Source organism: Cryobacterium sp. Y62 (genome assembly GCF_002929785.1).
Taxonomy (GTDB): Bacteria; Actinomycetota; Actinomycetes; order Actinomycetales; family Microbacteriaceae; genus Cryobacterium.
This window is the reverse complement of sequence record NZ_PJJK01000081.1, coordinates 1-21,697: the sequence shown is the minus strand read 5'-3', so window position 1 is coordinate 21,697 and position 21,697 is coordinate 1. Positions and strand designations below refer to the sequence as shown.

20 protein-coding genes and 1 pseudogene are annotated in these 21,697 nt (G+C 62.6%); 11 read left to right on the top strand and 10 right to left on the bottom strand.

The genetic code is table 11. The features are described 5' to 3' along the window. Positions 1-8 precede the first annotated feature (8 nt). Positions 9-2,498, bottom strand: a complete 2,490-nt coding sequence (locus CXY71_RS03585; protein ID WP_104134319.1) for a DNA topoisomerase (ATP-hydrolyzing) subunit A — start codon at positions 2,496-2,498, stop codon at positions 9-11. A 123-nt stretch (positions 2,499-2,621) separates the two neighbouring features. On the opposite strand from CXY71_RS03585, the gene CXY71_RS03580 reads away from it, so the two are divergent. Continuing rightward, positions 2,622-3,767: an alkaline phosphatase family protein gene (locus tag CXY71_RS03580; RefSeq protein ID WP_233198377.1), complete on the top strand. Its 1,146-nt coding sequence runs from the start codon at positions 2,622-2,624 to the stop codon at positions 3,765-3,767. Positions 3,768-3,804: 37 nt separating this feature from the next. Here the strand turns inward: CXY71_RS03580 and CXY71_RS03575 are convergent, their stop codons facing one another. After that, complete coding sequence (locus tag CXY71_RS03575; RefSeq protein ID WP_104134318.1) at positions 3,805-4,398, bottom strand: DUF3043 domain-containing protein; 594 nt, start codon at positions 4,396-4,398, stop codon at positions 3,805-3,807. Positions 4,399-4,436: 38 nt separating this feature from the next. Here CXY71_RS03575 and CXY71_RS03570 point away from each other — a divergent pair, with 38 nt between their 5' ends. From CXY71_RS03570 to CXY71_RS03550, 5 genes are all read left to right on the top strand, one after another. Next, the gene (locus CXY71_RS03570; protein WP_104134317.1) at positions 4,437-5,900 is read left to right on the top strand and encodes a dipeptidase; all 1,464 of its coding nucleotides are present in this window, start codon (positions 4,437-4,439) and stop codon (positions 5,898-5,900) included. A 130-nt stretch (positions 5,901-6,030) separates the two neighbouring features. Continuing rightward, complete coding sequence (locus CXY71_RS03565; RefSeq protein ID WP_104134316.1) at positions 6,031-6,414, top strand: iron-sulfur cluster assembly accessory protein; 384 nt, start codon at positions 6,031-6,033, stop codon at positions 6,412-6,414. Between the two features lie 255 nt (positions 6,415-6,669). Next, a complete protein-coding gene (coxB, locus tag CXY71_RS03560; RefSeq protein ID WP_104134315.1) occupies positions 6,670-7,560 on the top strand; it encodes a cytochrome c oxidase subunit II in 891 nt (296 codons plus the stop codon). Between the two features lie 3 nt (positions 7,561-7,563). Further along, positions 7,564-9,294, top strand: a complete 1,731-nt coding sequence (ctaD, locus tag CXY71_RS03555) for a cytochrome c oxidase subunit I (protein ID WP_104134314.1) — start codon at positions 7,564-7,566, stop codon at positions 9,292-9,294. After that, positions 9,295-9,717: a cytochrome c oxidase subunit 4 gene (locus CXY71_RS03550; protein ID WP_104134313.1), complete on the top strand. Its 423-nt coding sequence runs from the start codon at positions 9,295-9,297 to the stop codon at positions 9,715-9,717. Positions 9,718-9,793: 76 nt separating this feature from the next. Here the strand turns inward: CXY71_RS03550 and CXY71_RS03545 are convergent, their stop codons facing one another. The 5 genes from CXY71_RS03545 to CXY71_RS03525 all read right to left on the bottom strand — a co-directional run bounded on the left by CXY71_RS03545 (position 9,794) and on the right by CXY71_RS03525 (position 14,993). Further along, positions 9,794-10,633, bottom strand: coding sequence for a methyltransferase domain-containing protein (locus tag CXY71_RS03545; protein ID WP_104134312.1), 840 nt, complete (start codon positions 10,631-10,633; stop codon positions 9,794-9,796). A 34-nt stretch (positions 10,634-10,667) separates the two neighbouring features. Further along, complete coding sequence (locus tag CXY71_RS03540) at positions 10,668-12,344, bottom strand: ubiquinol-cytochrome c reductase cytochrome b subunit (protein WP_104134311.1); 1,677 nt, start codon at positions 12,342-12,344, stop codon at positions 10,668-10,670. Continuing rightward, the gene (locus tag CXY71_RS03535; RefSeq protein WP_104134310.1) at positions 12,341-13,414 is read right to left on the bottom strand and encodes a ubiquinol-cytochrome c reductase iron-sulfur subunit; all 1,074 of its coding nucleotides are present in this window, start codon (positions 13,412-13,414) and stop codon (positions 12,341-12,343) included. The genes CXY71_RS03540 and CXY71_RS03535 overlap by 4 nt, the downstream gene beginning before the upstream one ends. Before the next feature lie 96 nt (positions 13,415-13,510). Further along, positions 13,511-14,326 carry a cytochrome c gene (locus CXY71_RS03530; protein ID WP_104134309.1) on the bottom strand — a complete coding sequence of 272 codons (816 nt, stop codon included), beginning with the start codon at positions 14,324-14,326 and terminating at the stop codon, positions 13,511-13,513. 37 nt (positions 14,327-14,363) lie between these two features. Next, a complete protein-coding gene (locus CXY71_RS03525) occupies positions 14,364-14,993 on the bottom strand; it encodes a heme-copper oxidase subunit III (protein ID WP_255411392.1) in 630 nt (209 codons plus the stop codon). 143 nt (positions 14,994-15,136) lie between these two features. On the opposite strand from CXY71_RS03525, the gene trpD reads away from it, so the two are divergent. Then, the gene (gene trpD / locus CXY71_RS03520; RefSeq protein ID WP_104134307.1) at positions 15,137-16,189 is read left to right on the top strand and encodes an anthranilate phosphoribosyltransferase; all 1,053 of its coding nucleotides are present in this window, start codon (positions 15,137-15,139) and stop codon (positions 16,187-16,189) included. A gap of 40 nt (positions 16,190-16,229) precedes the next feature. Here trpD and CXY71_RS03515 read toward each other — a convergent pair. Continuing rightward, positions 16,230-16,513, bottom strand: a pseudogene (locus tag CXY71_RS03515) (FGGY-family carbohydrate kinase); the annotation flags it as partial. A 199-nt stretch (positions 16,514-16,712) separates the two neighbouring features. On the opposite strand from CXY71_RS03515, the gene dhaK reads away from it, so the two are divergent. Genes dhaK through dhaM form a run of 3 tightly spaced genes read left to right on the top strand, consistent with a single transcriptional unit; the run spans position 16,713 to position 19,123 of the window. Then, complete coding sequence (dhaK, locus tag CXY71_RS03510) at positions 16,713-17,714, top strand: dihydroxyacetone kinase subunit DhaK (RefSeq protein WP_104134328.1); 1,002 nt, start codon at positions 16,713-16,715, stop codon at positions 17,712-17,714. Positions 17,715-17,771: 57 nt separating this feature from the next. Continuing rightward, positions 17,772-18,413 carry a dihydroxyacetone kinase subunit DhaL gene (gene dhaL / locus CXY71_RS03505; protein ID WP_104134327.1) on the top strand — a complete coding sequence of 214 codons (642 nt, stop codon included), beginning with the start codon at positions 17,772-17,774 and terminating at the stop codon, positions 18,411-18,413. A gap of 2 nt (positions 18,414-18,415) precedes the next feature. Then, positions 18,416-19,123, top strand: coding sequence for a dihydroxyacetone kinase phosphoryl donor subunit DhaM (gene dhaM, locus CXY71_RS03500; protein ID WP_104134306.1), 708 nt, complete (start codon positions 18,416-18,418; stop codon positions 19,121-19,123). Between the two features lie 330 nt (positions 19,124-19,453). Here the strand turns inward: dhaM and CXY71_RS03490 are convergent, their stop codons facing one another. Together CXY71_RS03490 and CXY71_RS21750 are read right to left on the bottom strand one after the other, a co-directional pair. Beyond that, positions 19,454-19,717: a pyridoxamine 5'-phosphate oxidase family protein gene (locus CXY71_RS03490; RefSeq protein ID WP_104134304.1), complete on the bottom strand. Its 264-nt coding sequence runs from the start codon at positions 19,715-19,717 to the stop codon at positions 19,454-19,456. Between the two features lie 540 nt (positions 19,718-20,257). Continuing rightward, complete coding sequence (locus CXY71_RS21750; protein WP_233204361.1) at positions 20,258-20,407, bottom strand: hypothetical protein; 150 nt, start codon at positions 20,405-20,407, stop codon at positions 20,258-20,260. 128 nt (positions 20,408-20,535) lie between these two features. Between CXY71_RS21750 and CXY71_RS03480 the strand changes: the two genes are divergently transcribed. After that, the gene (locus CXY71_RS03480) at positions 20,536-21,585 is read left to right on the top strand and encodes a tellurite resistance/C4-dicarboxylate transporter family protein (protein WP_233198378.1); all 1,050 of its coding nucleotides are present in this window, start codon (positions 20,536-20,538) and stop codon (positions 21,583-21,585) included. Positions 21,586-21,697: the final 112 nt, after the last annotated feature.

Genomic DNA, 21,697 nt, shown 5'->3' with positions numbered 1-21,697 from the left:
GGAACAACCTAGATTTCAGCGCCGATGCCTCCGATGATGGCGTCGAGCATGACTCCGGAGGCATCCCGGCGGGATCCGGACTCGGGGAGGGCGCGGGGAGTGCCGTCTGGACCCACAGCCCGGGCCGGAGCAGGCCCGACCCAGGCGATGGCGAGGGTGTCTTCACCCTTTAGAAAACGCTGGGCGCGCACGCCGCCGGTGGCTCGCCCCTTGGCCGGGTATTCCGAGAAGTCGCTCAGTTTGGCACTGCCGGGGTCGGTCCCTGGCAGGGTCTGACTGCTCGCCGCGATCGTCACTACGATCGCCGTGGCGACGTCCTCGGTCGAGAGACTGGTGAAAAAGACGACCGACTCACCCGGCGTCAGCTTGATGCCCGCCATGCCGCCGGCCGCCCGGCCCTGTGGCCGCACGCCAGCGGCGGTGAAGCGTAATAGTTGGGCGTCCGAGGTGATGAAAACGAGGTCGTCATCCTCTGCGCCCTGTACCGCGCCAACCACTTCGTCCTTGGGTTTGAGCGCGACGATCTCGAAGTCGGGCTTGTTGGCCCAGTCCCCGGGGGTGACGCGCTTCACAACACCCTGGCGGGTGGCGAGAGCAATCGCCCGGTCGGAGTCGAGGGAGACAATGGCGAGTACGCGCTCCTTCTTGTCGGGCAGTACAAGGTACTCGCTGATTCGCACCCCGGCGGCGAGCTGAATCGACGTCGGCGGCATCACGGGCAGATCAACGGGAGAGAAGCGGATGAGGCGACCCTGGTTGGTCACCGCGCCCACCTCGGTACGGCTCGTCGTGTCCAGCGTGGAGAGCACAGCGTCGTGCTTGCTGCGGCGCTGCGGCGGCTGGATTCGGGGCGGAAGCGAATCGTCGACCCTGGCGAGGTCGACCCGGGCGATGCGACCGGTCACGCTCAGGAAGATGCGGGTGGCGATGTCCTGCACCTCGAGCACGGCCGCCTGGCGCTTGGCGGCGGCCGCCGACAGTCCCGCAATGCTCGGCTTCGCCTCGGTCAGTACCGTGCGGCGCGGGGTACCGAATTTTTCGGCGACGGCAACGAGCTCCTCGGAGACCAGCGTGCGGATAGCGGCCTTGGAAGACAGGAGTTTCTCCAGCTTGGCGATTTCGGCGAGCAACTGATCGCGTTCGGCTTCGAGTTCGATGCGGGAGAACCTGGTGAGGCGGCGCAACCGCAGTTCCAGGATGTACTCGGCCTGGATCTGGCTCAGGTCGAACACGTCGATGAGTTTGGCGCGGGCCTGCTCGGTGTCGTCGCTCGCGCGAATCACCTGGATGACCTCGTCGATGTCGAGAATGGCCACGAGCAGGCCGAGCACGAGGTGCAGGCGTTCCTTGCGGCGGGCCAGCCGGTAGGCGGAGCGGCGGGTGACGACGTCGATACGGTGATTCACATAGACGTGCAGTAATTCAAGCAGACCGAGGGTCTGCGGGGCTCCGTTGACGAGGGCGACCGCGTTGATGTTGAACGAGTCTTCGAGTGGGGTGTAGCGGTAGAGCTGCTCGAGCACAGCGTCAGGGCTGAAACCGGTCTTGATGCCGATGACGAGACGCAGCCCCTTGGTGCGGTCGGTCAGGTCGGTGACGTCGGAGATACCGCTGAGCTTCTTCGAGTTGACGCCGTCTTTGATCTTCTCGATCACCTTTTCCGGGCCGACCAGGTACGGGAGTTCAGTCACGACGAGCCCGGTCTTGCGGGCGCTGATCGACTCGACCGAGACGCGAGCCCGGGTCTTGAAGTTGCCGCGGCCGGTGCTGTAGGCATCCTTGATTCCGGCCAGACCGACGATGGTGCCGCCGGTGGGCAGGTCGGGCCCGGGCACGAACTCCATCAGGTCGTCCAGCGTCGCGTTCGGGTGCGCGAGCAGATGCCGGGCGGCCCCGACGACCTCGATCAGATTGTGCGGTGCCATATTGGTCGCCATACCGACGGCGATGCCGCTCGTGCCATTGACCAGCAGGTTGGGGTAGGCGGCCGGCAATACATCGGGCTGGGTCAGCTGGTTGTCGTAGTTGGGCACGAAGTCGACGACGTCTTCGTCGAGGTTCTCGGTCATGGCGAGCGACGGGGCCGCCAGACGGGCTTCGGTGTAGCGGGGAGCGGCCGGCCCGTCGTCGAGGGAACCGAAGTTGCCGTGTCCGTCGATCAGCGGCACGCGTAGCGAGAACGACTGGGCCATGCGCACGAGGGCGTCATAAATGGCGGTGTCGCCGTGCGGGTGCAGCTTGCCCATCACCTCACCGACGACACGGGCGCTCTTGACGTGCCCCTTGTCCGGGCGCAAACCCATCTCGCTCATCTGGTACAGGATGCGGCGCTGCACCGGCTTGAGACCGTCTCTGGCGTCGGGCAGGGCGCGCGAGTAGATCACCGAATAGGCGTATTCGAGGAAGGACCCCTGCATCTCGACCGACACATCGACGTCCTCGATGCGTTCGGTGCTGGCTGTGCTGGCGGCGGGTGTAGTGCTGTCTGAGCGGCTCATTCGCGAATTCTGCTTCAAGCGTGCGGCGGCGACCGAGTGTTCCGGTCACCGCCGCACTACGTCTGGGGCGCTCTCGGGAGCGCTGGAGGGCGCGGGTTCGTCCCTGTGAAAGAATAGAACCCGATGCTCACCATGCTACCGGCCCGCCAATTCAGTGCCCTGCGCCTGGCCGATGTTCTCACCAGTTCCCTCGATGCCGTTTGTGCCAGACCGAATCCGCTCGGGTTGCCCGCGGTGCGCAAAGCGGTCGTAATTCTGGCGGACGGCCTCGGCGTCAGCTCGATCCGTGCCCGCGCCGGGCACGCCCGTTTTCTGGCTTCCCGCCTCAACAAATCCAACATTATCGACGGGGTCTTCCCGGCCACGACCGTGGCGGGGATAGCGACCCTGACCACCGGGGTGGAACCGGGCCAGCACGGTCTCGTTGGCTACCAGGTGCTCGATGCGGCTCGCGACCGGGTCGTCAACCAGTTGACCGGCTGGGACGAGGGCATGCAACCCGCGACCTGGCAGCGGGCTCGCACCGTTTTCGACCGGGCCGCCGACGACAACGTGCCCAGCTTCGCCATCGGCGCGAAAAAGTTTTTGGACTCCGGCTTCACCCAGGCGGTGTTGCGTGGAGCACAGTACGTGCCCGCCGAGACGGTGGCCGATCGATTTGCCGCCGCGCGCAGCATCCTGAATGAGAACCCCACCGCCCTGATCTACCTGTACGTCGCTGAACTCGACGTTGTCGCCCACGCGCACGGCTGGGAATCGGACCGTTGGTTGGCTGCACTCGAGAACCTCGATTCGGAGGTGACCCGGTTCGCGGCGACGCTGCGCTCCGATGAGGGGCTACTCCTCACCGCAGACCACGGCGTGATCGATGTGCCCAGCACCAAACACGTGCTGTTCGACACCGAGCCGGTACTGGTTACTGGGGTTCGCCACGTGGCGGGGGACCCGCGCTGCGTGCAGCTCTACCTTGAACCAAAGCAGTCCGTGGTCGACGCTGACTCGCTTGCGGGTGCCTGGCGGCAGTCGCAGGGGGATCGTGCCTGGGTTTATACTCGCGCCGAGGCGGTGGCGGCCGGCCTCTACGGGCGCGTGGCCGACGAGGTGCTGCCGCGCATTGGCGATGTGCTCATCGCCGCCCGCAAGGGGATCGCCTACTACGATTCCCGGACGGTCAACCAGAAGGCGCGCGGCATGATCGGGCAGCACGGTTCCCTCACCGATGAGGAAGTGCGCGTGCCGCTTGTTCGTGCTGGTGCCTTCGAGCGATAGCGAAGACTCCGGCGCCCCGGCTGGGGTGCCGGAGCGGTTACACCGGGTACTGGCGGCGCTTGACCTGCGGCTTGGGCAGACGCATCGGCCGCAACTGCAGCGCACGCATGGCTGCATACCAGCGGATGCGTTCGGCCTTCTCCTCGCCGAATTTGGCCTCGATCTTCTTGGTGAGGATGAAGCCAAGTGCGACGCAGTCGACAACGGCGAGGATGAAGAAAGCCCAGAGCGCAATGATGGACACGCCAGCGACACTAGGAATCGTGGTGAGCAGGATGACCAGGAACATGATCGGGATCATCAACTCGCCCACGTTGAACCGTGCGTCGACGTAGTCACGGGCATACCGCTTCTGTGGACCGCGTTCGCGCAGCGGCAGATACTTGTCGACACCAGCAGCCATGCCGGCCCGAGCGACATCGCGAGCCGCTGTGGATTTGGCGCGTGCCTGCTTGGCGGCGAGCTTGCGGTCGTCCGGCACCAGCGGGCGCTTGTTGGCCGCTTCCTGCTTCTTGCGGGTGGGGGTCGCCTGACCCTTGCCGGCAGTGTGCGTGAGACCGAGGCGCGCTGCGGTCTCGTCTGAGCTTTCAATCGACGGCTGGGCGTCGGGGGTTACGGGAGTCTTAGCCACATCAAATCCTTGCAATTGGGTGCCTTAAGATTACCCGTATGACTGGTAACGCACAGACAAATTCCCCGACCAAGGGCTTCGCCGCACACTCGGAAGCGGAGTCGGGGGCGCAAAACGCCATCCGCACCGCCGTCGAACAGGGGCTCCCCAGCACGATCGCCGACCTGTGCGCGTTGGTGCGCATCCCATCGGTATCCTGGGCCGCCTTCGACCGTGCCCACGTCGCCGCCAGCGCCGACGCCGTCGCTGCGCTCGTGCGCGACCTCGGCGTGTTCGAGTCCGTCAACATCGTGCAGGCCGCCACAGTGCCGGCAAGTGCGGGCGGCGGCACCGAACTCGGCCAGCCGGCCATCCTCGCATCTCGTCCGGCCCGCAACGGCCGACCGACCGTGCTCCTTTACGCTCACCACGACGTGCAGCCTCCCGGCAAGGACGAAGATTGGGAATCCGACCCCTTCACCCCGACCGTCCGCGGCGACCGGCTCTACGGGCGCGGTGCCGCCGATGACAAGGCTGGCGTCATGGCGCACGTGGCATCCATTCGTGCCCTGGTCGTTGCCGTTGGCCTGGACTTTGAGCTCGGAATCGCGCTCTTCATCGAGGGCGAAGAAGAGTTCGGGAGTCGCTCCTTCGCGACTTTCCTCGACGAGAACCGCGAGGCCCTGCGCAGCGATGTGATCGTCGTGGCCGATTCCAATAATTGGGACGTGAACACGCCCGCCATCACGACTGCACTGCGCGGAAACGTCACCCTGCGGCTCACCGTGCGCACGCTCGCGCATGCTTCGCACTCCGGCATGTTCGGCGGAGCGGTCCCGGACGCCATGCTGGCCATGATCAAGCTGCTCGCGACGCTGTACGGTGATGATGGTTCGGTTGCCGTTGCCGGGCTGACCAGCATCGACGTGCCCATCCCCGACTACTCCGAGGAACAACTGCGCGCCGAAACCGGGCTCCTGCCCGGTGTCAGCCCGATCGGATACGGTTCCATTCTCAGCAGAATCTGGTCGCAGCCCGCCCTCACCGTCACCGGTATCGACGCCCCGAGCGTCGACAATGCGTCGAACACGCTCACACCCAGTGTGAGCGTTCGAATCAGCACGCGCATCGCGCCCGGGCAGTCCGCGGTCGAGGCCATGGTCGCCATCGAAACGCACCTGCGCGAGCACGCCCCCTTCGGTGCGGTGATCGAGATCGACGATGTCGACACCGGCGAGCCCTTCCTGGTCGACACCAGCGGCTGGGCCGTTACCGAAGCACGATCGGCCATGACGGATGCCTGGGGCACGCCGCCGGTAGACATTGGCGTGGGAGGATCGATACCGTTCATCGCCGACCTGGTGCGCGTTTTTCCGGCCGCCCAGATTCTCGTGACCGGGGTGGAGGACCCCGACTCCCGCGCGCACAGCCCGAACGAATCCTTGCACCTGGGGGTCTTCAAACGGGCCGTACTCAGCGAAGCGTTCCTGCTCGGCCGCCTGAATGAACGCACCGGGCATTGACCGCGTGAACCCCGTTCAGGGAAGTATGAGAGCGTGGGAATGCCCAGGTCGACTTTCTGGTTGTCCGAGGTAGAATTATCGAGACCAAAACCTGCGTGCGAAGCAGTCACTGCGCGAACCAAGGAGAAGCATGACCGACACCATGACCCCGACTATCAGCTCCGTTGACGTGGCTACGCCTAGCGCCGCGCACGGCATCGCCCTCACCGAGGTCGCGGCACTCAAGGTGCGCAGCCTCCTGACCCAGGAAGGTCGAGAAGACCTCCGTCTGCGCGTCGCCGTGCAGCCCGGCGGATGCTCCGGCCTGATCTACCAGCTGTACTTTGACGAGCGGGTTCTCGAAGGTGATGCCGTCGTCAACTTCGACGGTGTCGGAGTTGTCGTAGACAAGATGAGCGTCCCGTACCTCGATGGCGCCTCGATCAACTTCGAAGACACGATCGAGAAGCAAGGCTTCACCATCGACAACCCGAACGCCGGCGGTAGCTGCGCCTGCGGCGATTCCTTCAGCTAGGCATCCGCTTCAGAAAAACTGTTGGGCAGGGACATCATCGGGTGATGATGTCCCTGCCTTTCTTGTTTCCACCCCGTCATTCTTCGGCCGTTTTCTCCTGGTCTCGCAGGATTTGACGGGCCATCAGCGGTGGCGCTGCAGAAAACCTCGCCGCCACGACCCGAGGGTGCACTTCGAACACGCTATCGCGGAGTAGGCTGAGATCGATCAAAACACTTCCTGAGAAGTGTCCTCGAATCTCCCGAAAGGTCTCCGGTGCGCAATAACCACCGCCTTCGTTGGGCTGCTATTCCGCTCGCAGCGACGTTAGCCGTTGTACTGGCCGGATGCACGCAGGCCCAGCTTCACGGCTTCCTGCCCGGCTTTAATGAAGAGGGTGAAGCGCCGGTCAGTAATCAGACCGATCGCATCGCCGGATTGTGGACCACGGGGTGGATCGTTCTCCTCATCGTGGGTCTCATTACCTGGGGGCTGATCATCTGGACGATCGTGGTCTACCGCCGAAGGAAGGGCCAAACCGGGCTCCCGGTCCAGCTGCGCTACAACATGCCGATCGAGATTTTCTACACGGTCGTGCCGCTCATCCTGGTCATCGGATTCTTCGCCTTCACGGTTCGTGACCAGATCGCCATTGAAAGCCGATTCGAAACTCCAGACGTCAAGATCGAAGTGCAAGCCAAGCAATGGGCGTGGGACTTCAATTATGTCAACGAAGACGTTTATTCACCCGGAATTCAGGGTCAGCCAGATCCCGACGGCGAACGCGGTTCACTCATCGAGTCTGAACTTCCCGTGCTCGTTCTGCCGGTTGACCAGAAGATTGAAATCGCTCTCGAATCTCGCGACGTTGTCCACTCCTTCTGGGTTATCGACTTCCTCTACAAGAAGGACGTCGTTCCTGGAAAGACCAACTACATGTCGGTCATCCCCGAACGCATCGGCACCTTCAAGGGCAAGTGCGCCGAGCTGTGTGGCGAATATCACTCGCTCATGCTCTTCAACGTCGAAGTCGTCTCTCAGTCGGACTACGACACCTACATTCAGACTCTGCGTTCCGCGGGCAACGTCGGCCAGCTCGACAACGATTACGACCGCAATCAGACTCAGCCGGGCACGAGTGCCCCAACGGCTCCGGAGGGCAACTAAATCATGAGTACGACCATCGCACCAGTCGAGTCACGTCCGGCACCGCCGGTCTCTCCGTCTGCGGAGCCCAAGGGAAATATTCTCGTTCGGTGGATCACCTCTACCGATCACAAGGTCATCGGGTACATGTACCTGATCACGTCGTTCATCTACTTCTGCCTCGGCGGCGTCATGGCGCTCATCATCCGTGCCCAGCTGTTCGCCCCCGGACTCGATGTCGTGCAGACGAAGGAGCAGTACAACCAGCTGTTCACGATGCACGGCACGATCATGCTGCTGATGTTCGCGACACCGCTGTTCTTTGGATTCGCTAATTTCCTGGTTCCGCTCCAGATCGGTGCTCCAGACGTTGCGTTCCCGCGACTCAACGCACTGGCCTACTGGTTCTTCAACTTCGGTAGCCTCATTGCCGTCGCCGGGTTCCTGACCCCGCAGGGCGCGGCATCCTTTGGATGGTTCGCCTACCAGCCACTCGCCAGTACAACGTTTTCGCCGGGAGTCGGCGGCAATTTGTGGATGGTCGGGCTGGGACTGTCGGGCTTTGGCACCATTCTTGGCTCGGTTAACTTCATAACCACCATCATCACCATGCGTGCTCCTGGTATGACGATGTGGCGTATGCCCGTCTTCACCTGGAACACGCTCATCACCGCGCTGCTCAGCCTGATGGTCTTCCCGGTGCTCGCCGCCGCCATGCTCGCTGCAGCATCCGACCGCATCTTCGGCTCGCACATCTACGACGCGGCCAACGGTGGTGCCATACTCTGGCAACATCTGTTCTGGTTTTTCGGTCACCCCGAGGTGTACATCATCGCCCTGCCGTTCTTTGGTATCGTGTCCGAGGTCTTCCCTGTGTTCAGCCGCAAGCCGATGTTCGGGTACAAGACGCTCATCTACGCAACCATCTCCATCGCCGCACTCTCCGTCTCGGTCTGGGCACACCACATGTACGTCACCGGCTCAGTCTTGCTGCCGTTCTTCTCGCTCATGACCATGCTCATCGCGGTGCCAACCGGGGTGAAGATCTTCAACTGGATCGGCACCATGTGGCGAGGGTCGCTGACCTTCGAGACGCCTATGATCTGGGCCATCGGCTTTCTGGTCACGTTCACCTTCGGTGGCCTCACTGGCGTGATCCTGGCGTCGCCGCCGCTCGACTTCCATGTGTCAGACACCTACTTTGTCGTCGCCCACTTCCACTACGTGGTCTTCGGTACCGTCGTGTTCGCCATGTTCAGCGGGTTCTACTTCTGGTGGCCCAAGTGGACGGGCAAAATGCTCAACGAGAGCCTCGGCAAGTGGCACTTCTGGTTGCTGTTTATCGGCTTTCACACCACGTTCCTGATCCAACACTGGCTCGGAGTCATGGGGATGCCGCGTCGATACGCGACATACTCCCCGGAGGACGGCTTCACCTGGATGAACCAGGTATCCACCACCGGTGCCATGATCCTCGCCGTGTCTATGATTCCATTCTTCCTGAACGTGTACATCACGGCCCGCAAGGCGCCACTCGTCACGGTCAACGACCCGTGGGGCTATGGCTCCTCACTTGAGTGGGCTACGTCCTGCCCACCGCCGCGTCACAACTTCACGTCCATTCCGCGAATTCGTTCCGAACGGCCGGCCTTCGACCTCAACCATCCCGAAGCCGGTCTGCCTATCGGAATCGGTCCCGGTAAGGATGCGCCCGACGTGCTGGTCTACGATATCGACTCGAATCAGGTGAAATAAGTGAAGACCAATGTCAACCTGCTCTGGGTGCTCACCGTCTTCTTCGCGGTCGTCACGGCTGTGTACGTCGTCTGGAGTCTGCTCGATCCCTTCCACGGACGGGTCGAATGGGCAGGCACGTTCATGCTCGGACTGTCGACACTGCTCATGGCATTCGTCGCGTTCTACCTGGACAAGGTGCACGCCGCTCAGGGTGGCGAACTCCCCGAGGACCGCCTCGATGGCAACATCGACGACGGAGATCCCGAAATGGGCTTCTTCAGCCCGTGGAGCTGGTGGCCGATCTTCCTCGCCGCTACTACGGCGCTGCTCTTCCTCGGCCTAGCGGTCGGCTTCTGGATCTGCTTTATTGGGCTCGGTCTGGGCCTGATCGCCCTGACCGGATGGGTGTACGAGTACTACCGAGGCCTGTTCGCCCGCTAACCACACAGCAACCAAGCGACACCGATCTGCCGTTACCGGCAGGTCGGTATCGTCGTTTAGCGATCCGTCAAGCGTGTCAGCACAACTCCGTGGCGCGGCGACGAAATCCAAAGACATCAAAGGCGATCGTCACGTCTTGCACCGACGCTGGAGTCGACTCAGGCCCCGCCGATGCAGCGTGATGGGACGACGGGCCCATGCCGATAAGCGAGACCACCTCGGCCGCTGAGAGCGCTGCGTTTTGTTCCATTTGCTGCGCGCTCTCCAGGGCGAACCAGGCCCCGAGACTCGCTTCGAGATGTGCGGCTTTGTCGGCCTGCATCTCCACGGCCAGGCCGGCCCGCCGCAGCTCATGCAAATGCGTTGGCCGGGGAACCACGACGAGAAGCAGCCCACCGGGTCGGAGGACGCGGTGGAACTCCGCAGCATTGCGGGGTGCGAACACGTTGAGAATGACGTCGACAGCAGCGTCCTGAACGGGAAGCGGGGACCAGACATCCGCGACCAGCCCGTCAATGCGGTCGTGTGAGCGCATGGTTCGACTCACGGCTGTGGGGGAGAGATCCATGCCGAGCGCACGCACGTCCTCACCTGGGGGCAATGCCGCGCGTAGATAATAACCGGTGCCGCAGCCTACGTCCAGGAGGCGACGGGGGTGCTCGGCGGAGATAACGGCGCGGACGGCGGCCTGGAGCGGTTCGTACCAGCCGGCCGCGAGAAAAGTGTCACGGGCATCGAGCATAGCTGCGCTATCACCGATGAACTTGGGCGCGCCGGTGAGGAGATTGATGAAACCCCGTTTGTTGACGTCAAAGGAATGCCCCGTGCTGCATCCCAATCGTAGTGTGCCGGTGGGGGAGAGGGGCAGAATACAGTTCGGGCATCGAAGCCACTCCGATAACGTCTGGAGTGACATCGATGCCCGATCTGTGCTGGTGCCTGATATAGCGCTACTTGTCGGTGATCTCCGACTGGTGCTCCTGGTCGGTGATTGCTGCGGGGTGGTCGCCGTGGGCGTGACTCAGCTCGGTCTGCGTGATCGGAGTGATCCGATCTTCGAAGAACCAGCGGGACAGTCCGGCGCGAACCTTCTCGGCAGGGCCGATCTTGCCCTGGGCGTTGGGGCGAAGCATGAGCGGCTTGAAGTCGCTGTAACTCACCAGCTTCCAGCGCTCGTACTCATCGACCGGCTGGTGTACTTCGACGAATTCACCGCCGGGCAGTCGAACGATGCGGCCAGACTCGTAGCCGTGCAGCACGATCTCGCGGTCCTTCTTCTGCAGCGCGAGGCAGACGCGCTTGGCGATGAAGAAGGCCAGAATCGGACCCAGCAGCGTTGTGGCCTGGAGGGTGTGGATAACACCTTCCATGGTGAGGTGGAAGTGCGTGGCCATGATATCCGATGAGGCTGCGGCCCAAAGCGAGGCGTAAAACGTGACGCCCGCAGCACCGATAGCGGTGCGGGTCGGAGCGTTGCGCGGCCGATCCAGCACGTGGTGCTCGCGCTTGTCTCCGGTGATCCAGGCTTCGATGAAGGGGTAGACCATGACAGTGACGATGAACAGTCCGACCACGGCCAGCACGACCACAATATTGAGCGAGTAGGTGTGGTTCAGCCACACGAACTCCCATCCCGGCGGAATTAAACGCATGGCTCCGTCAGCAAAACCGATATACCAGTCGGGCTGGGTACCGGCCGATACCGGCGACGGGTCATACGGGCCGTAATTCCAGATCGGGTTGATTGTGAACAAAGAGGCGATCAGCATGACGACGCCGAAGACGATGAAGAAAAACCCACCGGCCTTGGCGGCGTACACGGGCAGCACCGGATATCCGACCACGTTCTGGTTGGTGCGTCCCGCGGCCGGGTACTGGGTGTGCTTGTGCACGACGACAAAGAGGAGGTGCATTGCGATCAACGCGACGATGATCGCGGGCAGCAGCAAGATGTGCAGCGAATACAGCCTTCCGACGATATCGGTACCGGGGAATTCTCCGCCGAAGAGCAGGAACGAGGTCCAGGTTCCGATCACGGGGATGCCCTTGACCAGACCGTCGATGATGCGCAGGCCGTTACCGGAGAGCAGGTCGTCGGGGAGAGAATAGCCGGTGAATCCTTCGGCCATCGCGAGGATGAACAGGATGAAACCGATCACCCAGTTGAGTTCGCGCGGCTTACGGAACGCCCCGGTGAAGTAGATCCGCAGCATGTGCAGCCCAATGGCGGCGACAAACAGTAGCGCTGCCCAGTGGTGTACCTGGCGCATGAGCAGTCCGCCGCGAATGTCGAACGAAATGTCCATGGTTGACGACATCGCCACGGACATTGGGACGCCCTTGAGCGGCGCGTAGGAGCCGTCATAGACGACCTCTGCCATGGACGCCTGAAAGAAGAAGGTCAGGAACGACCCAGACAACAGGATGATAACGAAACTATAGAGCGCTACTTCGCCGAGCAGGAATGACCAGTGGTCAGGGAAGATCTTGCGACCAAGTTCTTTGACCGCGCCGGAGATGCTCGTGCGCTCGTCGATGTAATTAGCGGCCGTGGCCGTGAAGCCGCCAGCCTTCTTCGTCCCGACGGTTTGATCCTCAGCGGATTCGCGGGTGTTTATTGTTGTCATGCTCGCTCCCAGAAACTCGGGCCGACTGGTTCAGTGAAATCGCTCTGCGCGATCAGGTAGCCTTCAGCGTCCACGGCAATCGGGAGCTGTGGTAGTGCCCGTTTGGCCGGTCCGAAGATGACCTTACAGTGGTTCTCAACATCGAACTGCGACTGGTGACACGGGCAAAGGAGATGGTGGGTGTGCTGTTCGTACAGCGCTACCGGGCATCCCACGTGAGTGCAGATCTTGGAGTAAGCAACGATGCCCTGGTAAGACCAGGTCTTGCGTTCGTCGGATTCAACTAGGTCTGCAGGGTCCATACGAATAAGAAGGACGGCTGCCTTGGCTTTTTCTTCCAAGCGACCGTGCTCCATCTCGGACAGGCCTTCGGGAATGACGTGGAAGGACGATCCTAGTGTAACGTCGGACGCCTTGATTGGCGTGCCGCTTGGGTCCATCGTCAGGCGGACGCCCTTTTTCCACATGGTTTCGTGGAGCAATTCGACCGGGTTCTGGTCCATTGGACCGAGCCCGCGGAACAGGACGACGGCCGGCAGCGGGAATACGACAAGGGCGCCGATCAGGCTGTTACGAATAAGCGTTCGGCGGCCGAAACCGGATTCCTCATTCGCCTGCTGAAAGATCTCCACGGCGCGAGCCCGAACGGGTTCGGTTCCACGAACCGGGTGGCGTTCGTCAACGCCTTCATGATCGCTCATGAGCGCCTTACCCCAGTGCACGGCACCGATACCAATGGCGAGCAGTGCCAGGCTGAGTCCAAGTCCAATGAACAGGTTGTTGAGGCGCACGGAGCCCGGATCTTCCGGGACGATGGGGAAGGCCATGTAGGCGGCGATCGCGAAAACGCTACCCACGATGGAAACGTAGAACAACGTGTAGACGGCACGCTCCGCTTTGCGCTCTTCCTTATGGTCAAGGTCGGTGACGCGCGGACGGTGCGGTGGGAATCCCGGATTAACCAGGGAATCCCGTGTGACGACGGCTGTACTTGCGGCGACTGGAGCGAGCTCCTCGCCAGGCGAGTCGGGGGCGGTTACGTCCTCCGCGCCGTTATCGTCCTTGGCCATTGTTCTCCTTTGTGGGCTGTGAAAATACTCTGCGCGTTTGTACTGCGCGGCGTGCGGGTGAAACCGGGTAGCGAGTCGAGACCGGCTACCCGCTTATCAGTTAGATTTTGCGGTGATCCACACGGTTAGGGCCACGATTGCGCCCAGTCCGAAGATCCAGATAAAGAGTCCCTCAGCCACTGGCCCCAGAGAACCGAGTGCCAGGCCGCCCGGAGACGGGTTGTCTTCGACGTACTTGAGGTAAGTGATGATGTCGCGCTTATCTTCAGGCGTGATGTTCATGTCGTTGAAGACAGGCATGTTTTGCGGGCCGGTGATCATGGCCTCATAGATGTGCTGTGCTGACACGTTCTCGATCGCGGGCGCGAACTTGCCCTCGGTCAGGGCGCCGCCGGCGCCGGCCACGTTGTGGCACATCGCGCAGTTGATCCGGAACAATTCTGCGCCATTTGCAGCATCGCCAGCAGCAGCGTCGAGCAGTTCAGCCGCCGGAATTGCGGGGCCGGGAGCCAGAGAAGCGACATAGGCCGCGAGCGCTGTGATCTGTTCAGGAGTGAACTGCACCGGCTTCTTCTGTGCCTGTGGCCCCTGCATCTGCATGGGCATGCGTCCGGTGCCGACCTGGAAGTCCACCGACGCTGCGCCGACTCCGATCAGGCTAGGGCCTTCCGCGGAACCCTGGGCGCTCAGTCCATGGCAGGTTGCACAGTTAGCGGCAAAGAGCTTTTCGCCCTCAGCGATGGTCTGCTGCGACGAAGAATCCGTTGTCGCAACGGCGGTGCTGGTACTGAAGGCCGCATAGGCGCCTCCGGTGAACAGGAGTCCAACGGCAATAAGAGCAATGCTGGCGAGCGGGTGGCGACGCCCGGTTTTGCGTGGCCGGCGTGTACGAGGTGTTTTGATCGTGGTCATGCTGAAGTAGTCCGCTCCCGTTTCTCAGTCAGAACTTCTATTTAAGAACGTAGATGACCAGGAAGAGCCCGATCCAGACGACGTCGACGAAGTGCCAGTAGTAGGAAACCACAATAGCGCTGGTGGCTTCTTTGTGCCCGAAATTCTTGACCGCGAAACCGCGCCCAATAACCAGAAGGAAGGCGAGCAGGCCCGCCGTCACGTGAATTCCGTGGAAGCCGGTCGTGATGTAGAAGGCTGAACCGTAAGCGTTGGAAGAAAGTGAGATTCCTTCGGACACCAGGGTGGCGTATTCGAACACCTGACCGGTAACAAAGATCGCGCCAAGAGCGTAGGTGAGGAAGAACCACTCGATCATGCCCCACTCGCTCGGCTTCCAGCCGGTCGACCGGGCCTGCAGTCGTTCGGCCGCAAACACCCCGAACTGGCAGGTCACCGACGAAGACACCAACACGAGCGTGTTGATCAACGCAAAGGTGAAATTGTGCTTGTCCGCCTCGAAGAGCCAAAGCTCGGAAGAGGTCGAACGAAGCGTGAAGTAGATGGCGAAGAGCCCCGCGAAGAACATCACTTCGCTGCCCAACCACACAATGGTGCCCACAGCCACGCTGTTAGGCCGGTTCACAACGGGCGCACTCGCCGTCTGAGTAATTGAGGAGCTGGTCACCCCTCCATTATGGCCGATATTCCCACAGGTTTTTCTCAATCGGGCATGCAAGTGATCTTTTATGCCCGATGGAGTGGTTCAGTTCCAGGGTGGTTTCGGCGTGAATTCGGGCGAGTCAGGCCCGTTCTCCTAAGATCGAAAACATGCTTGAATCGCAGACTTGGCCAAATATTTTAGATTCCCTCCTCTCTGGTCGGGACCTCAGCGTGGCGGACGCCGCCTGGAGTATGGAACGGATCATGCTCGGCGAGGCCAGCCCCTCCCAACTCGGAGCCTTTTTGGTGGCCTTGCGAGCCAAAGGGGAGACTGTCGATGAGATCGTCGGCTTCCGGGATGCGGTGCTGGAGCACGCCATTGAACTCCCCGTCAATCCGATGGCGCTCGACATCGTCGGAACCGGCGGCGACCAGTTAGGCACGGTCAACATTTCGACCATGGCATCGATCGTCTGTGCAGCGGCCGGTGTGCCGGTCGTCAAACACGGCAACCGGGCGGCCAGCTCAGCTTCCGGGTCGTCAGACGTATTAGGTGAACTCGGCATCGATCTGTCGCGCGACGCTGCTCGGGTGGCTCAGGTCTTTGAAGAGACCGGAATTACCTTTGCCTTTGCGGCGGCCTTTCATCCGGGCTTTCGGCACGCGGCCCTCACCCGGAGCGAATTGGGCATCCCCACGGTGTTCAACTACCTCGGCCCGCTGTGCAACCCGGCGCGCCCAGAGGCATCCGCTGTCGGCGTGGCGAACCTGGACCGGGTTCCCCTCTTCGTCGGCGTGTTTCAGACTCGCGGTGCGACCGCCCTAGTTTTTCGTGGCGATGACGGACTCGACGAACTCACCACGACCGGGCATAGCCACGTTTGGGAGGTCTCCCGTGGCCTCGTAACCGAGCATGACATTGACCCTCGTGACCTCGGCCTCAAGCGGGCGCAGCTTAACGACCTGGCTGGCGGTTCCCCGCAGCACAACGCCGATGTTGTGCGTTCCGTGCTGGCGGGCGACCGGGGTCCGATTCGGGACATCGTGCTGCTCAACGCCGCTGCCGGTCTCGTCGCCTTCGATCTGGCCAACGATCCAGCTCAGGTGCAGGTCGCGATTTTGGATCGTTTTCGCAGCAAAATGGTCGTGGCTGCCGAAGCGATTGACTCCGGGGCAGCCGCAGCCAAATTGTCCGCGTGGGTGGCGGCGACACGGATCTGACCCCCGCCGCCGTCCAATCGGGGGCCTGCTACTGCACGTTTTCGTCATCTATCTTCGACCTCCAACGGCTGCCCTCCGGCCAGTTTGTGCGCAGTTCGTCGAGTCCACTCCAGTATCCGACCGCGAAGCCGACTGCGTAGGCGGCGCCCCAGGCGGTCGTCTCGGCGACGATGGAACGCACCACGGGAGCGCCGTGGATATCGGCCTGAAACTGCAAGAACATGTTTTGGCGATCATTCCGCCGTCGACCTTGAATCGGGTCAGGGGAACGCCGGAGTCGACATTGACCGCGTCAATGAACTCGCAAGTCTAAAAGGCTGTCGCCGCGGGGATACCGAAGCCGCCCCTTTACGGTGAGCGGATGGCCTCAACATAGCGCCGCGTGTCGCGAAGGGGAACCGCTCGTTCAAGTTGCCTCGAGCCCCGCTCGAACGTGGTCAGGGCGCGTATGTCGACCGTGGGAGAATGCGCTTGGGGCGAAGTGTCCGATCGATCCGTGGTAGCACCGAGCGAATGGCAGGTCATGAAGAAGCTCATCAACGATCCGAAGCACGTCGTCAACGAAGCCGTCGCCGGATTCGAGGCTGCGCACGGCGATATTGTGCGCGTCTCACCCGATCCGCTCTTCATTGTGCGAGCGGATGCACCGCATAAAGGCAAGGTGGGCATCGTCAGCGGTGGCGGCAGTGGACACGAACCTCTGCACGGCGGATTCGTGGGTCTCGGCATGCTCGACGCCGCCGTTCCCGGTCCGGTCTTCACCTCCCCGACGCCGGATCCCATCCTCGCCGCGACCCAGTCAGTGGATGGCGGCGTGGGGGTGCTGCACATCGTGAAGAATTACACCGGGGACGTGCTGAATTTTGAGACCGCAGCCGATCTCGCATCCGCTGAAGGAATCGACGTTCGTACGGTTATCATCAATGACGATGTCGCTGTGAAGGACTCGCTTTACACAGCCGGACGCCGCGGTGTGGCCGGAACGGTGCTGGTCGAGAAAATCACCGGTGCGGCTGCCGAACGCGGGGATGACCTGACAGCCGTCGTCGCAGTAGCGGAAAAAGTCAACTCTCGGGTGCGCACCATGGGGGTCGCGTTGACGCCGTGCGTGGTGCCGCACGCCGGCGAGCCGAGCTTCGTGCTCGCGGACGATGAGATCGAGATCGGTATCGGAATCCACGGTGAGCCCGGCCGGGAGCGCATCAAGCTCGAGCCGGCCGATGCCATCGTCGACCGACTCCTCGCGCCCATTTTGGAGGACCTGCCGTTGGCCAGCGGCGACCAGGTTCTGCTTTTCGTCAATGGTATGGGCGGCACGCCGCTGGTTGAGCTGTACATCGTATTCCGGCGCGCGGCCGAAGTGCTGCGCGAGCGGGGCATTACGGTGTCGCGCAGCCTCGTCGGCAACTACACGACGAGCCTCGAAATGGCGGGAGCATCGATTTCCGTGCTGCAGCTGGATGCGGAGCTCACCGCTCTCTGGGACGCACCGGTGCAGACGGCCGCGCTACGGTGGGGACGATAGAAGGTGGCGCCGATGAGCCCGGATGCAGGAAGAAATTCGGACCAGGCCGACGGGGCATTGACTCTGGATACCGCCTGGACCGTGCGGTGGATTCGGCGTAGCGCCGAGATATTGGCCGCCGAGCGCACCGCGTTGAACACGCTCGATCGTGACATCGGCGACGGCGATCACGGCGAAAACATGGATCGCGGTTTTCAGGCGGTCCTGCCCAAACTCGACGGTCTGGCTGACGATGCGAACCCGAGTGCCGTGCTCAAGTTGCTCGCCACCACGCTCATTTCTACCGTCGGCGGAGCCGCCGGGCCACTGTACGGTACCGCGTTTCTGAAAGCCGCCGGCGCAACTGCTGCCACTGGTACCCTCGACAGTCTGGCGCTCGTCGCGCTCCTGACGGCGGCCAGGGACGGCATCGTGCTGCGCGGCAAGGCCGGGGCGGGGGACAAAACCATGATCGACGCCTGGAGTCCGGCCGTCGATGCGGCCCAGGCCGCGCAGTCGGCCGGCGAGAGCGCACCGGCCGTGCTGACAGCGGCAGCGGATGCCGCAGCACGGGGCGCCCAGGATACCGAACCGCTCGTGGCGCATAAAGGCCGGGCGAGCTACCTCGGTGAGCGGGCGATTGGACACCGGGATCCGGGCGCACAGTCGACGGCGCTCCTGCTACGCGCCGCGGCCGATGCGACCCGAGTGATGGACTGAGCATGCCGGCATCCGCTGACCGGGTTGGCCTGGTATTCGTCTCGCACAGCGCGAAGATCGCGGCGGGGCTGGTTGAACTCGCGCGTCAGATGGCACCGACCGTGCGACTCGTCGCCGCCGGCGGTACCGACGAGGGCACAATCGGTACGAGCTTCGATAAGGTCACGGCGGCACTGGCCGAGGCGGATGGGGGCGCCGGTGTGGTGATTGTGTGCGACCTTGGCTCGGCCATTTTGACCGCGGAAACGGCCCGCGATTTTCTCGACGAAGCGGAACAGGTTCGGGCACGGATTGTGGATGCTCCGCTAGTCGAAGGCGGGGTTGCGGCGGCGGTCGCCGCGGAGATCGGGGGAGACCTCGACGCCGTCGTGGCAGCTGCGCGCACCGCACTTCAGTCGACCGACACGTGCCAGACCAGTGCCGACGCCGGGACCGCAGTTCTAGCTGGTGATGGGGAAATCTCCCGGACCGTGGTTTTGGTGAACAAGGACGGTCTGCACGCTCGTCCGGCGGCGGAATTCGTGAACCTCGCAAGCACCTTCGCTGTGCCCCTCACGGTAAACGGCACGGACGCGACGAGCCTGCTCAGCATCATGTCGCTCGGACTAGCCCGGGGGAGTAGCGTGCACCTGGCCTCAACCGATCCTGCGGCTGGGCCCGCGATCAACGCCCTCGCGGCCCTGCTGGAAGCCGGATTCGGCGAGGACTAGCTCACCCCGCACGTTATTTTGCATACCAGTTACGTGCTATATTGTCCAATCGGGCGTATCGTAATGGCATGATGCAGGATAGGAAGACCCCAGGCGGTATGGAACAGTGGGGTGCGACCGATTTCCGGTTGTGCCCGATCTGCGGTCATGCGATGCGCGAACATACCATCGACCACTCGTCGCGAAACGCGGTGGTCAATTGTCCGGTGTCGCACCCCGGGGCTTGGGATCGTGACGCGTTCGAACCGGTCAACGAATTTGGCATGGTTGTACACCATGTGCACGCCTGATCTGCAATTCTGATTGCACAGCCAGTTCTCTGCCACTGGTTCAGCGACGGCAAACAGAGGCGGGAAGTTTCGTTCCGTCCGCCGTCAACGGTGAGGGGATACGCAGCACGATGGTCGCGGCCAATTCGCGGCGCGTTGTCAGGCGTACCTCTTCGCTTCGACCGGGCATGAGCCGGTCGGAGAGAACGAGGAGCGCCCGTTCCTTCTCCTCCGACGGAATCACGGTCGGGAGGCCGTAGATCACCGCGCTGCGATAGTTTATGCTGCTGTCGAACAGGGTGCGCACGAAGACCAGACCGTCCAGCCGAGCGCTCGCTCATCGGCTCGACGTGTCGCGGGGGAGCGTGGTCACGGCCTACGAGCAGCTCAACGGTAGGGGGTGTTTGGTCAGCACCCAGGGAGCGCCGACGCGCGTGGCAGTCCTGCTTCACGGGACAACCCTCGCGACGCCGGCGTGACCGCGAATGGAAGGAGGTCAGCAGCATCCGCTCGATTTGCTGGATTTGACACCGGGATACCCGTCGACCCAAAGATTGTCGGGGCGTGCCTGGACGGCCGCGTGGCGAGTGGCCACCGCGAAACTCATACCACAGAGCGAACCACCCCTGCAGGGCACCCTGGCCCTGCGTGCGGAAATCGCCGACCACCTGCGGCACGCCAGGGGAGTGCGATGTGCGCCGGGCGGTGCTGGCTGTGCGTCACGATCTGCCCGGCCACCCGGGCACGACGCTGTCGGCACTGGACGGCGGGCTGCACGCGGTGCTCGGCCTGCAAAACCAGGCCCGGGCCAGCACAGCGATTTCAGAGCTGGCAGCTCGGGGATCAGGGTCGCCGACCTTCGGGACTATTCAGCCTCGCCCGGTGCAGCGGATGCCCCGGCCGGTCTGGTGTTCGGGTACGCCGCCGTCAGCGATATGGCCCTGGAGCGTGCCCTCGAGTACATTCGCGCCGTGACCGCGACGGATGCTGTTCCACGCAGATCAGTGGAGACCACCTGGTCGGGGTTCCATTACCGCCTGGCTACCCGGCGCCGTTCGCGGTCGATCTCGTGGGACCCGGGGTGTCAGCGAGCATCGCGCCGAGGTCTAACCTGAGACTATGGTGTCCGAACGACGTGTACGAGTGGCTTCCGCCGTACGCACGATGCCACCGGGCTATTTTGCTATGGTCATGGCCACCGGAATCATCTCGATCGGCATGAACCTGATCCGAGTCGAGGGCCTCAGCTACGTACTTCTGGTGGTCTGTGCCGGGGCTTATCTGGCGCTCTTGATTCTCACTGCGTGGCGTTTCATAGCCTTTCGTTCGGCCTTTCTCGACGACCTGCACGATCCGAACCGTGGATTCCAATTCTTTACCTTCGTTGCCGGAACCAATGTGCTTGCTGCCCGGTTGGCGGTCGAGGGATGGTTCGGTGCGGCAACGGTTCTCCTCGGCGTGTCTGGCGTGGCCTGGGTAGTCCTCGGGTATGCGGTGCCATGGCTGGCCGTCTTGGGTCGCACGGCCCGTCCCGTGCTCGGCTCGGCGAATGGAACCTGGTTCATCTGGGTCGTGGCCAGCCAGTCGGTTGCCGTGGTCGCAGCTGCGCTGGAGCCAGTCGCCGGTGAGGCCAGGGCGCTGCTAGCGGTCCTCGCCATACTGTCCTGGTCGGTCGGAATTTTTCTGTACGGGGCCGCCGGCGTGTTCGTCTCCCTGCGCCTCATGCTTTATAAGCTGCGCCCAGAGGACCTCGACCCGCCGTATTGGGTGTCCATGGGCGCCTGCGCGATCACGGTTCTGGCCGGCGCCCGCATCGTGGAAATGGCGGATGCTCCGATGGTGAGCGCGACCCGCGGGTTAGTCGGCGGTATCTCGGTGATGTTTTGGGCATTTGCCACCTGGCTCATCCCCGTGCTGATCGCCGTGGGTATCTGGCGTCATTTCAAACGTCATGTTCCACTTTGCTACCAGGCAACGCTGTGGAGCATCGCCTTTCCGGTCGGAATGTACGCAGTCGCTGGAATCTACCTCGGCCAGGCCGACACGTTGCCACTCGTCGGACAGATTGGGACCGTCACACTCTGGGTAGCACTCGGAGTCTGGCTCATCATCTTCACCGCGATGGCACGCCAACCGCTTCGGCGGCGTCGGATTCGGCAGGATGCCCGGCGGCAGGAGACCGTTTCACGGTAACTTCGAGGCGGTTGAAGCGCGCTTCAGCTCGTTACCGGTAACCCAGCATGTTGAGTACCGGCCTATTGCCTAGCCAAAATCCCTCCAGCCAGACTCCAGCCAGGCTGCCCTC